11 protein-coding genes are annotated in these 12,090 nt (G+C 74.5%); 4 read left to right on the top strand and 7 right to left on the bottom strand.

Going from position 1 to position 12,090, the window contains the following annotated elements:
• Nucleotides 1-216 precede the first annotated feature (216 nt).
• Nucleotides 217-1,284, top strand: coding sequence for a cell division protein ZapE (gene zapE / locus AC13HU_RS19320; RefSeq protein ID WP_483043149.1), 1,068 nt, complete (start codon nt 217-219; stop codon nt 1,282-1,284).
• A 313-nt stretch (nt 1,285-1,597) separates the two neighbouring features.
• Nucleotides 1,598-2,446, top strand: a complete 849-nt coding sequence (locus tag AC13HU_RS19315; protein WP_483043148.1) for a polyphosphate kinase 2 family protein — start codon at nt 1,598-1,600, stop codon at nt 2,444-2,446.
• 53 nt (nt 2,447-2,499) lie between these two features.
• Here AC13HU_RS19315 and AC13HU_RS19310 read toward each other — a convergent pair whose 3' ends face one another.
• From AC13HU_RS19310 to AC13HU_RS19295, 4 genes are all read right to left on the bottom strand, one after another.
• Complete coding sequence (locus AC13HU_RS19310) at nt 2,500-2,685, bottom strand: hypothetical protein (protein ID WP_483043147.1); 186 nt, start codon at nt 2,683-2,685, stop codon at nt 2,500-2,502.
• Nucleotides 2,682-4,436, bottom strand: coding sequence for a malto-oligosyltrehalose trehalohydrolase (gene treZ, locus AC13HU_RS19305; protein ID WP_483043146.1), 1,755 nt, complete (start codon nt 4,434-4,436; stop codon nt 2,682-2,684). Before treZ ends, AC13HU_RS19310 begins: the two co-directional genes overlap by 4 nt.
• 132 nt (nt 4,437-4,568) lie before the next feature.
• The gene (locus AC13HU_RS19300; RefSeq protein WP_483043145.1) at nt 4,569-5,522 is read right to left on the bottom strand and encodes a GNAT family N-acetyltransferase; all 954 of its coding nucleotides are present in this window, start codon (nt 5,520-5,522) and stop codon (nt 4,569-4,571) included.
• A 273-nt stretch (nt 5,523-5,795) separates the two neighbouring features.
• Nucleotides 5,796-7,319: an FAD-dependent oxidoreductase gene (locus tag AC13HU_RS19295; RefSeq protein ID WP_483043144.1), complete on the bottom strand. Its 1,524-nt coding sequence runs from the start codon at nt 7,317-7,319 to the stop codon at nt 5,796-5,798.
• A gap of 143 nt (nt 7,320-7,462) precedes the next feature.
• On the opposite strand from AC13HU_RS19295, the gene AC13HU_RS19290 reads away from it, so the two are divergent.
• Nucleotides 7,463-8,416: a LysR family transcriptional regulator gene (locus tag AC13HU_RS19290; RefSeq protein ID WP_483043143.1), complete on the top strand. Its 954-nt coding sequence runs from the start codon at nt 7,463-7,465 to the stop codon at nt 8,414-8,416.
• A gap of 70 nt (nt 8,417-8,486) precedes the next feature.
• On the opposite strand, the gene AC13HU_RS19285 is transcribed toward AC13HU_RS19290, so the two are convergent.
• On the bottom strand, nt 8,487-8,702 hold the full coding sequence (locus AC13HU_RS19285; RefSeq protein WP_483043150.1) for a hypothetical protein: 216 nt from the start codon (nt 8,700-8,702) through the stop codon (nt 8,487-8,489).
• A 25-nt stretch (nt 8,703-8,727) separates the two neighbouring features.
• On the bottom strand, nt 8,728-9,606 hold the full coding sequence (locus tag AC13HU_RS19280) for an alpha/beta fold hydrolase (protein WP_483043142.1): 879 nt from the start codon (nt 9,604-9,606) through the stop codon (nt 8,728-8,730).
• Between the two features lie 207 nt (nt 9,607-9,813).
• Between AC13HU_RS19280 and AC13HU_RS19275 the strand changes: the two genes are divergently transcribed.
• Nucleotides 9,814-9,993 carry a hypothetical protein gene (locus AC13HU_RS19275; protein WP_483043141.1) on the top strand — a complete coding sequence of 60 codons (180 nt, stop codon included), beginning with the start codon at nt 9,814-9,816 and terminating at the stop codon, nt 9,991-9,993.
• Nucleotides 9,994-10,105: 112 nt separating this feature from the next.
• Here AC13HU_RS19275 and AC13HU_RS19270 read toward each other — a convergent pair.
• Nucleotides 10,106-12,090 (bottom strand): malto-oligosyltrehalose synthase (locus tag AC13HU_RS19270; protein ID WP_483043140.1); only part of this gene is annotated, 1,985 nt, incomplete at its 5' end.

Below are 12,090 nucleotides of genomic sequence, written 5' to 3'. Positions count from 1 at the left end.
CCCGTCACCTCGCGACGCGCCGTGCCGGAGTCTTCGGCCAGGTCCGTGCGCGGCAGTCCGCCAGGTCCGTGCGCGGTCGCCCGTTCGGCCACGCCGCGCGCCCGCCGGTCCCGTCACGTCGCGGGGCTGCCCGCCCTCGCCGACCTGCCCGTCCTCCCTGTCCCGCCCGCCACCCGTGCGCGGGACACGTGGTCCCTACCGGTAGTGTGGGATGCCGTGCCAGGGGATGTCGCCGCAGGAATAGCCGCACCGGTCGCGCTCACGGAGCGTGACCCGCATCTGGATGCCGGGCGCCTACTGGCCGAACTGGTACCGCCGCCGAGATTCGACGCCGTCCGCTTCTCGACCTACGTCCCGGACCCGGCACAGCCCAGCCAGGCCCGTGCGGTGCGCGCGCTGGAGGAGTTCGCGGCAGGGCTCGGCGGGCCGGCCCCGGGAGCCGCCCGGCGCAAGTGGTTCCGCGGCAAGGCGCCCGAGCGGCCGAGCACCCCGGGCGGGATCTACCTGGACGGCGGCTACGGCGTCGGCAAGACCCATCTGCTCGCGTCGCTGTGGCACGCCACCGACGCACCGCCCGAGCAGAAGGTGTTCGGCACGTTCGTGGAGCTGACCAACCTCGTGGGCGCGCTCGGGTTCCGCCCGGCCGTCGACGCGCTCAGCTCCCACCGGCTGGTCTGCATCGACGAGTTCGAGCTGGACGACCCGGGCGACACCGTCCTGGTCTCCACGCTGCTCGCCCGGCTCTCCGCGGCCGGGGTGCGGCTCGCCGCGACCTCCAACACGCTGCCCGGCAGGCTCGGCGAGGGCCGGTTCGCCGCGGCCGACTTCATGCGGGAGATCCAGGGGCTGTCCGCGCGGTTCACGTCGCTGCGGATCGACGGGGACGACTACCGGCACCGGGGGCTGCCGCAGGCCCCCGCCCCGTACACCGACGAGCAGGTCACCGCGGCGGCCGCCCGTACACCGCGCGCGGCGCTCGACGACTTCGAGCCGCTCACCGCCCACCTCGCACAGGTGCACCCCAGCAGGTACGGGGCCCTCGTCGACGGTGTCGACGCGGTGTTCCTGCGCGGGGTGCGGCAGGTCACCGACCAGGCCGCCGCGCTTCGCCTGGTGGTGCTCGCCGACCGGCTCTACGACCGTGAAGTGCCCGTGATGGCCTCCGGGGCGCCCTTCGACCAGCTCTTCTCCGCGGAGATGCTCGGCGGGGGATACCGGAAGAAGTACTTCCGGGCCGTGTCCCGCCTCACCTCCCTCGCCCGCGAATCCTCCCGGCTCGCCTGACCCCCTGGGGCGGGTGGTTCTGTCGACCCCGGGACCACCTGCCGGTGGGGGGTTCTCGCGCCGTTCCTCCCGCCCATCGGCTACGCGCCGTTACGGTTCCGGTCTCCTTCCCGGCCACAGGCCGGTGGCCTGCTGTGCGCGCAGTTCCCCGCGCCCCTGGGCCTTGAGTTTGTGCGGGTCCCTCCGCGAAAAGAGGGTCGCAAACCAGGGGGGAGTGCCCCCAGCCACCGCCGACCGCAAGGCCCGGGAACTCCCGCGGACGGGCAACCCGGGCGGATGGCGCGGGCATCGGGATTACCCGCAGGATCGGGTCATGGCGAAGAAACTGCGAACGCTGCTGCGCGTGGCGCCGGGCGGCGGCCCGGTGGACCTGTCGGCGTACGACCCGCACGGGACTCCCGGCGGCCCGAAGGACAAAAAGCACGGCCGCGCCGAGATCGAGCAGATGCGGTCGCGCCTCGCCGAACTGCAGGAGCGGTTGTTCGCGCAGAGCGCCGTGGGAGGCGACCAGCGCCGGGTGCTGCTGGTCCTGCAGGGGATGGACACCTCCGGGAAGGGCGGCACCGTGAAGCACGTCGTGTCGGGCCTGAACCCGGCCGGCCTGCGGGTGCGCGCGTTCAAAGCGCCCACCGCGGAGGAGCGCCGCCACAACTTCCTGTGGCGCATCCGCAGAGCGCTCCCGCACCCCGGCGAGATCGGCGTCTTCGACCGCTCGCACTACGAGGACGTGTTGATCGTCAGGGTCCACGACATGGTGCCCCGGTCGGTCTGGAGCCGTCGCTACGCCGCGATCAACCGGTTCGAGCAGTCGCTCACCGACAGCGGCGTGACCGTGCTGAAGGTCTTCCTGCACATCAGCCCCGAGGAGCAGCGCGCCCGACTGCTCTCCCGGCTCGACCGGCCGGACAAGCACTGGAAGTTCAACCCGACCGACGTCGAGGAACGCGAGCGGTGGCCGGACTACCGGGAGGCGTACCAGGCGGCGCTGGAGCGGTGCTCGACCGAGGCCGCGCCCTGGTACGTCGTCCCGGCCGACCGCAAGTGGTACCGGAACTGGGCGATCAGCCGACTGCTGCTGGAGCACCTGGAGCGGATCGACCCGGCCTATCCGGAACCGGACATCGACCTGAAGCACTACCGCAAGCTGCTGCTCGCCACCTGAGCCGGTGCGCGGGCGGGGCGTGATCCGGTGCGCCGTCCGGCGCCGGGCGGCGCTCAGCCCGAGCAGGCGGTGCGCTGGGCCTCCTGCCATGCGCAGACCGGGCAGAGGGTCGCGCCCTTGGTGCTGTTGGGGTACTCGGTGGGTTCGCCGCACAGCACGCAGTCCGCGCGAGGCTCCGCAGGATGGGGCTCCGCGGGCTCGTCCGCTGCGGGCCGGTGGTCCGGGTGCTTGTCGGTCACTCCTCCACCGTAACTCGCTCGGGGGCCGCGTCGTGGGCGCGCAGCACCGCCGCACCCCGCGGCGGCAGCTGGACGGCCGGGCCGGGCAGGGTACGGCAGGCCGGGCGGGCCAGCACGATGTCGCAGGGGGTGTTGAGCGGGATGCGCGCGGGGGCGTCGGAGAAGTTCACCAGTACCCGGAAGGGCCCGCGGGCGATCCGCAGCGTCCGGCCGCCGGCGGTGGCGGTGACCGTGTCCAACTGGGGCGCGGTCAAGGCGGGTTCGGCCCGGCGCAAGGCGATCAGCGCGCGATACCACTCCAGCAGTTCGCGGTGCGCGGGCTTCTCGGCCTCCGCCCAGTCCAGGCAGGAGCGGTTCCGGGTGGCCGGGTCCTGCGGGTCGGGCACGTCCTCCTCGGCCCAGCCGTGCTCGGCGAACTCCCGCCGCCGGCCCCGGGTGATGGCCGCGGCCAGCTCCGGGTCGGCGTGGTCGGTGAAGAACTGCCAGGGCGTGGTGGCCCCCCACTCCTCGCCCATGAACAGCATCGGGGTGAACGGCGAGGTCAGCACGAGCGCGGCGGCGGCACCGAGTTGCCGCGGGGTCAGCCGGTCGCCGGTCGCGCGGTTGCCGACCTGGTCGTGGGTCTGGGCGTAGCCGAGCAGGCGGTGTGCGGGCACCGTCGCCACGTCCATCGGGCGGCCGTGGTGGCGGCCGCGGAAGGACGACCAGGTGCCGTCGTGGAAGAAGCCGTGGGTCAGTACCTTCGCGAGCGCGGCGGGCCCACCCGCGGCGAAGTCGGCGTAGTAGCCCTGCGCCTCGCCGGTGACCGCGGTGTGCACGGCGTGGTGGAAGTCGTCGTTCCACTGGGCGTGCAGGCCCAGGCCGCCGGCCTCGCGCGGCGCGGTGGTGTGCGGGTCGTTCAGGTCGGACTCGGCGATCAGGAACAGCGGCCGGCCGAGCGCGGCCGACAGCCCGTCCACGGCGGTGGACAACTCCTCCAGGAAGTGCAGCGCGCGGGTGTCGACCAGCGCGTGCACCGCGTCCAGCCGCAGACCGTCGAGGCGGTAGTCGCGCAGCCAGGCCAGCGCGCTGCCGATCAGGAAGTCCCGCACCTCGTCGGAGCCGGGCGCGTCGAGGTTGACCGCGTCGCCCCAGGGGGTGTGGTGCCGGTCGGTGAAGTACGGCCCGAACGGCGGCAGATGGTTGCCCGAGGGGCCGAGGTGGTTGTGCACCACGTCCAGGACGACGCCCAGGCCGTGCCCGTGTGCCGCGTCGACAAAACGCTTCATCGCCTCGGGGCCGCCGTAGGGTTCGTGCACCGCCCACAGCGACACCCCTTCGTATCCCCACCCGTTGATGCCGGGGAAGGGGCAGACCGGCATCAGCTCCACATGGGTGATGCCGAGCCTGGCCAGGTGGGGCAGCCGCTCCACCGCGGCGTCGAAGGTGCCCTCGGAGGTGAAGGTGCCGACGTGCAGTTCGTAGAGCACCGCGCCCGGCAGCCCGCGGCCCGGCCACGGCGGCGACCACCCGAAGGCGTCCTGGTCGACCACCGCGCTCGGCCCGTCCGGCCCGTCCGGCTGCCGGCGCGAGCGCGGGTCGGGCAGCGGTTGCCCGCCGTCGAGCCGGTACGCGTACCGGGTGCCGTGCCCCGCCACGAGCTCGGCCCGCCACCAGCCGGTGCGCGCGGGGTCGGGCCCCATGGCGTACGCCTGCCCGTCGATCAGCGCCTCCACCTGGCGGGCGTTCGGCGCCCACACCTCGAACAGCACGCAACGGCTCCTGTCCGGCCCGGTCGTCCCGGCCCTGCTTCGTCGTCCTACCCGGTCCCGCTCGTCCTACGGTGAGGTACCCGGTCGGCGAACCCGGTCCCCGGGCACATGCATGCCCGGGGACCGCCTCGTCTAGACGAAGTCCACCCGCTCCTGGGTGATCGGGTAGCCGGCCCGGGCGAAGTTGCGGGCCATCGGGAAGTTCGGCTGGTCGGTGGCCGCGGCGATCCGGGTGGCGCCGCGGTCCAGCAGGTCGTGGCTGCACTCCACCAGCAGGTCGTAGGAGTAGCCGTGGCCGCGCTGTTCGGGGACGACCGCGATGAAGCCGATGCACGGCGTCGTCGTGTTCTCCGCCGGGATGTGCAGGCCGACCAGCTCGCCGTCGGGCGTGTACGCCACGCGCCGCCAGTCGTTGGGGGAGGGCATCCAGTCGAGGATGCCGAGGGTCTCGTCCAACGCGGCGTCCAGGCCGTTTTCGTCGAGTGTCCGCCGGTCGTGCGCGTCCAGCGTGCCGGACATCGTCCGGGCCATCACCGCGCGGAAGGCCGAGTCGTCGGGCTCCGGCCGGTACACCAGCCGGCCGGTGCGCGCGGGCAGCGCGTCCTCGCCCGCGGTCCAGGTGTAGCGGTAGCGGTCCACGAGCTTGCGCATCCCGGCCGCCTCGACGGCCGCGGCGCGCACCTCGTACGCGGCGCGCAGGTCGGGCCGGTCGCGCCAGCCGGGCGGCAGGATCAGGCTGTACTCGGCGGACAGCGGTGCGGCGCGCAGCAGTTCGACCGCGGCGGCCTGCTCGCCGTCGGCGAAGTCGAACCAGTCGAGGACGATCGGCTCGGTGTCGTCGGGCTTGGCCCACCACGCGGCGCGGGCCACCACGACGCCGTCGCGCAGCGCGACCCACGACCACTCGGCGCGGTACTCGCCGCCGGCGTCGAGCAGCGCGAACTCCTGCCCGAGCAGGGCGCGGCCGAGCTTCTCCGCGACGGGGAGGGAGGCGAACAGGGCGGACTCGCCCGCGGTGAGCGGGCGGAGCGAGAGGGGGACACTCCCGGGCGCGGAGCCCTGGAGGGGAAGGTGCTGGTCAGACATGTGAGTCCTTCGGGAGTCAGCGGTGCGCTCCCGGTCGGGTCACGAACGTCCAGCGGACGGGCGGGAGCGCGGCACAGTGGATGTCGACATCGCTCTCGCCTCCTCTTCCGGGTCCTGGCTGGACGTGTCCGGCGACCATAGCCCACCCGCCCGGCGGGCGCCATCGCTTTTCCGGGCCCGCATCGTCCGGGCCCGCATCGTCCGGGCCCGCCTTCCTCCGGCCGCGGTTTTCCGGGCCCCGCTCCCGTTGTCCGGCCGCGCTCCCGCCTTCGCTCAGCCCACCTGGTGCAGCGCCCGCCCGGCCAGCGTCAGGAACACCTCGCCGACCGCCTCCGACAGCGTCGGGTGCGGGTGGACGTGCCGCGCCACGTCCGCCGGCTCCGCCTCCCAGCCCACCACGAGCTGGCTCTCGGCGATCATCTCCGAGACGTTCGGCCCGACCAGGTGCACCCCGAGCACCGGCCCGCCCCGTTCCGCGACCACCTTCACGCTGCCGCCCAGCCCGTGCACCATGCCCTTCGCGACGGCCGTCAGCGGCATCGTGTTCACCACGACCTGGTCCGGGCCGCATCGGGCGCGGGCCTGCTCCTCGGTCAGGCCGACCGACGCCGTCTGCGGGCTGGAGTAGGTCACCCGCGGCACCGACGCGTAGTCCACCGGCGCCGGGTCGAGCCCCGCCAGCGTCTCCGCGACCACCAGGCCCTCCGCGAACGACGCGTGCGCCAGGCCGAGCGACGGCGGCGGCAGCAGGTCGCCGACCACGTGGATACCGGACACCGCCGTCTCCAGCTGGCCCCAGTCCGCCGGCGCCACGTACCCGCGCGGGTCCCGGCCGAGCCCGGCCGCGGCCAGGTCGAGGCCGTCGGTGACCGGCTCCCGGCCCACGGCGACCAGCAGCCGTTCCACGTCCATGACCACCGCCTGGCCGCGCGCGGTCCGCACCGTCGCCCGCACCCCGGCGTCGTACGTCCCGGCGTCCTCCAGGCGGGTCCCGGTCAGCACCTCGACGCCGCGCTTCTTGAGCCCGCGCGTCAACTGCCGCGACACCTCCGGGTCCTCCAGCGGCAGCAGCCGGTCGGCGGCCTCGACCAGCACCACCCGGGCACCCATCGAGCGGTGCAGCGACGCGTACTCGACGCCGATCGCGCCACCGCCCAGCACCAGTACGGACTCCGGCAACCCTGGTGCGAACAGGGCGTCGTCGCTGGTCACCACCCGTCGCCCGTCGGGGGCCAGCCCCGGCAGCAGCCGCGGCCGCGACCCGGTGGCCAGGACGATCCCACGCCGCGCGGTGTACGCGGTCCCGCCCGCGCTGACCGTGCGCGGCCCGCGCAGGCTCGCCGAGGCGTGCACGACGCGCACCCCCGCGTGCGCGAGGTGGCCGGTGACGCCCTGGTGGTTGCGGGCCACGATGCCGTCGCGGGTCGCGGTCAGCGCCGCCCAGTCGACGGAGTCGAGGGTCGCCTTCACCCCCCACCGCTCGCGGGCCTCGGCGATCCCGTCCACGAGTTCGGCGGCGTGCAGCATCGCCTTGCTGGGGATGCAGCCGCGGTGCAGGCAGGTGCCGCCGAGCAGGTCGCGCTCGGCGAGGACCACGTCGAGGCCGAGCCCCGCGGCCCGCAGCGCGGTGCTGTAGCCGCCGGTGCCGCCGCCGATCACGATGACGTCGGCGGTGCGGGGGTCGTCGCCGGACCAGGCCCGGTCCTGGCCCTGATTCCGGGTCCGGGCCCGGCCTGTCCGATCCTGATCCTGATCCGGATTCTGATTCTGGTGGTGCGGTGCTGTGCGGGGTTCCATGACGGCCAGTCTCCGGCCGGCCTGAGCCATAAGTCCAAGTCCTGAATCTTGTCGATACGATGCACGTTGTGCATGACCTCGGCTCGGCGCTCGGGCCGGCGGTGTGCGGGGCGCGGTACGGCCCGTGAGCGAGAGGAGCCGGCATGAGCCTGCGGCAGATGGAGTACTTCCTCGCGGTCGTCGACGCGGACTCGTTCACCCGCGCGGCCGAGGCGCTGCACGTCACCCAGCCCGCCCTGTCGCACCAACTCAAGTCGCTGGAACGGCAGATGGGCGGGGAGTTGGTCGAACGCCTGCCGCGCGGGGTGCGGTTGACCCCGATGGGCCGGGCCTTCCTGCCACATGCCGAACTCGCCGTGCGCAGCGCCGTACGCGCCGAGCGGGCCGCCCGTGCCGCCGCCGGAGCGGAAGGCGGCGAACTGCACATCGCCGCGGTGCACTCCATCGCGGCCGGGCTGCTGCCCTCCGTCTTCGCCCGCTGGCGGCGGCAGCGGCCCGGGGTGGGGCTGGTGCTGCGCGAGTACTCCCGGGGCGAGGACCTGGTCGAGGCGATGGAGCGCGGGGTGGCCGATCTCGCGGTCGGGCACGACCCCGGACGGGCCGCGACCCGCACCGGCGGCATGACGCTCGTCCCGATCGGCGAGGAGGAGATCGTGGTGGTGCTGCCGCCCGGCGACCCGCTGGCCGCCGAACGGGTCGTGCCGCTGGCCGCGTTCGCCGAGCGCGACTGGGTGCGGTGCGCGATGGAGCCGGTGGTCGACGGGCGCCCCTTCATCGACCTCGCCTGCGAAAAGGTCGGCTTCACCCCGCGCACCGCCGTCCGCACCGAGCACACCTCGACGGCCGTGCGGATGGCGGCCGCCGGGGTCGGCGTCGTGGCGGTGCCCTCCTACGCGGCCTCACCCGGTTCCGCGACCGTCCGGCTCGACCCGCCCTGGCGGCGCGGCCTGTTCGTGATCGCCCGGGTGCCGCTGGACGGCGCGGGCGCGGCCTTCGCGGAACTGCTGGCCGCCCACCCGTACGAGCCGTCCGGGGGCGCCGCGGACGGTCCTGCCGGGCATCCCGCCGACGGGGATACGGCCACGGCCCGGCCGTGAGCGCCACGGCGTCGGCGGTCAGGGCCGGCGGCCGGGCTCGGCTGTCAGAGGCGGCCGTGAGGTGCGGCCGTCAGGGCCGACGGCCGCGCCCGTCCGGCTGCTCCGACGGCCCGGCTTCGCCGGCGACCACGGCCCCCGCACCGGAGTCCGCGCCGCTCCCGGCCGCGCTCCAACTGGCCAGCAGCGCAAGCCGTTCCGCGGTCGGCGAGCCCGGCGGCACCGTGTACGCCACCAGCAACTGGTCCGGCTCGCCCGGCAGCGCCAGCGTCTCGTACCCGAAGTCCAGCTCGTCTCCGGGGCCCCGCGCCGGTTCAGCGGGTCAGCAGGTCGCGCAGGGCGGCGGCGACCTCCCCGGGCGCCTCCTCCGCCATGAAGTGGCCCCAGCCGACGGTGGTGTGTACCAGGTCGGAGGCCCACGCGCTCCACAGCGCCCGGGCGTCGTAGCCGAGTGCGGCACCCCAGTCCTGCTGGAGCACGGCGACCGGCATCCGCAGCCGGTTCCCCGCGTTGCGGTCGGCCTGGTCGTGCGTGACGTCGATCCCGGCGGAGGCCCGGTAGTCCGCGACGATCGACGGGATCGCGGCGCGGCAGGCGGCCAGGTACGCGGCGCGCACGTCGGCCGGGATCGCGGCCGGATCGCCCGTCCACGCGTCGAGGAAGTGCCCGAAGAACGCGTCCGATGCACCCGCGATCAACTGCTCGGGCAGTCCCGGCGGTTGCGCCATCAGGTACAGGTGGAAGCCGACCGCGGCCGAGGTGCCGTGCATCGCCGCCCACATGTCGAGCGTCGGCAGCACGTCGAGGCAGGCCAGGTGGGTGACCGCGGACGGGTGGTCGAGCCCGGCCCGGAACGCGACCAGCGCGCCCCGGTCGTGCCCCGCCAGCGCGAACCGCTCGTGCCCGAGCGCCCGGGCCAGCGCGACCGTGTCGGCGGCCATCGTGCGCTTGCCGTACGCGGTTCCGTCCGGGTCCGCGGGTTTGTCACTCGCGCCGTAGCCGCGCAGGTCCGGGCAGATCACCGTGTGGTCCGCCGCGAGGTCGGCGGCGACGTGCCGCCACATCAGGTGGGTCTGCGGGAAGCCGTGCAGCAGCACGATGGGGCGGCCGGCGCCGCCGACCGCGACGTTCAGGGTGACGCCTTCGGCGACCTTGACGCGCTGCTGCTCGAAGTTCGGGATGCTCGGTGCCATGGGCGCGCTGCTCTCGTCTCGTTCCGCTGATACGTCCGACACGTCGAGTTTCTCGTGCCCCGATCAGCAACGAATCAGTGGGGCGGTGCCGTCCGGGGCGCGAGCCCGCTCCCCATCACTCCCCAGGTCGTAAGCCGACCACTCATCCCATACCTCCTGACCTGGCCGTATATCGGCTGTTTAGCCGGGAAAGCGTAGTCTGTGGTGGTGCACCTGACCCTTCTCGCCGTGGACGCCGTGCGCCCGACGGAGGCTGAGATCAACGACCGGATCCGGACCCTCATGGACATGCCCGCCAGTGCCGAACGCACCGAGGAGTACGTCCGGCTGCTCACCCTGTGGGCGAAGGCCACCGCCCCACGCGGCGATTGGGGCACAGCCGCCTGACCGGACAGCCGCACGGCCCCGGACATGTCCGGACGCGGCATGACCGCACGGACACGGCCGGGCAGGCGCTCAAGGGGGTGCGGGACCGTGGCGGCGGGGCGCCGAGGGGCGCCTACTCGCGGGTGAGCAATGCCACCGGGGAGGCGGCGAGGAGACCGGCGAGGGGGACCGCGCCCTCGTGGAGGGCGCCGCTGATCCGGTCGAGCCAGCGGCCCGGCGGCAGCGGCAGGACGCTGCCGCGCCATCCGCCGGACTCCTCCAGCCGCCGGGACAGCCGGGTCACCACGGTCAGGGCCGCGTTGCCGCGGACGAAGGCCACGCAGTGTGCCGCGGCCGGGCCGTCGGCGCTCAGCGCGGCGTAGCCGGCCTGCGGGCCGTACCACTCCGGGTGGTCGCGGCGCAGCCGCAGCGCGACGGCGGTCAGCCGCAGCTTCACCTCGTCGGGGCCCTGCGGCCCGGCGCCGTCCGGCCACGGCATCAGCACCCGCTCCAGGGTGCGGTCGACGCCGGTCCTGACCTTGCCGGGTTCGGCCTCGCCGAGCGGGCCGCGGTTGTCGGGGTCGACGAGCGTGTACACGGGGAACTCGGTGCCCTGGTAGACGTCGGGCACGCCGGGCATGGTCAGGTGCAGCAGGGCCGCGCCGAGCGAGTTCGCGGTGGCGTACGGCGCCAGGTCCGCGGCGAAGGCGCTCACGTCCTGCCGCCGAGCCCCGCACGGGCCCTCGCGGGTGAAGTCGGCGACCGCCTTCTCGTACGCCTCGTCCTGCTCGGTCCAGGTGGTGTGCAGGCCCGCCTCGCGTACGGACTTCAGGGCGGCGGGCGGCAGCCGGTCGGGGTCGCAGGAGCCGAGGCCGATCGCGGTCTGGTAGACGGTGTACTCGGTGTGCCGGTCGGGCGCGGCCGCGCCGCCCTGCCCCGATCCGTCCTGCCCCGACCCGCCCTGGCCGGTGTGGGCCGACCCGGCGGTCAGCCACTCCCGCCAGGCGTCCGGCCGTTCGGACAGCACCGCCAGCCGCAGCCGCAGATCGGCGCCGCGCTTGGTGTCATGGGTGGACAGCACCGTGCCGGCGGCGGGCCGGGTGCGCTGCCGCTGCTCGCAGTAGGCGTGGAACTGCTCGGGGGAGACGGCCGGCGACCCGGGGTCGCGGCCGACCTCGCACAGCGGCAGCAGCGGGACGTACCGGTAGAACGCGGCGTCCTCGACGGACTTGGCGTGCAGCGCGGAGGCGACCTGCGGGAAGCGGACGACGAAGTCGTCGGCGTCGGGGCCGGGTGCGCAGCCGGCGGCGTCGAGCCGGCCGAGCGCGAGGTCGCGGAGCATGCCGAGCGCGGGGGCCAGGCGCCGGCCACAGTCGCCGATCGCCCTCTTCGCGGCATGGGTGAGCATGATGACGTCGGCGTCCGAGGGCTCGGCGCCGGGCCGTACGTAGGAGCGGTAGACCGGGATACGCACCAGCAGTTCGCGCAGCGCGTCCGCCAGCACTTCCGGCGCGTACGGCGGCGCGTAAGGGTCGGCCTCCCGGTGGTCGGCCGTTACGTCATCGGCCGCTACGTAAGGGGTATCGCCCTGGCGCTCGGGGCTTACGACCTGCGCGCCCTCGCCCCCCATCTGCCGCGCCCGCCGGGCCCGGTCCGCGCTGCGCACCAGCCGGGAGACCTCCGCCGCCAGATCCCGGCCCACCACCCGGTACGCGGCCCGCCGCACCGTCGGATGCCAGCGCCCGCCGCCGCCGGCCGGCATCCCGGTGAACTCCCGGTAGAAGTCCGCCACTCGGGCCGCGCCGACCGGATCGGTGAACAGCCCGTCGATCCGGTCGAGCGCGTCGTATCCCGTGCTGCCCGCGCACCGCCAGTCCGCCGGCAGTTCCTCGCCGCGCTGGAGGATCTTCTCCACCACCGTCCAGCGGTCCCCGCTCGCCTCCGCCAACTGCCGCAGATAGCCCGCCGGGTCGGCCAGCCCGTCCGGGTGGTCGATCCGCAGGCCCTCGGCGACGCCCTCCCGCAGCAGCCGCAGCACCGTCGCATGGGTCGCCTCGAACACCTCCGGCCGCTCCACGCGGACCGCGATCAGGTCGGAGATGGTGAAGAACCGCCGGT

This window comes from Streptomyces sp. NH27 (assembly GCF_056859195.1).
Note: the sequence above shows the minus strand (reverse complement) of the source record. Positions and strands in the feature narration are given on the sequence as shown.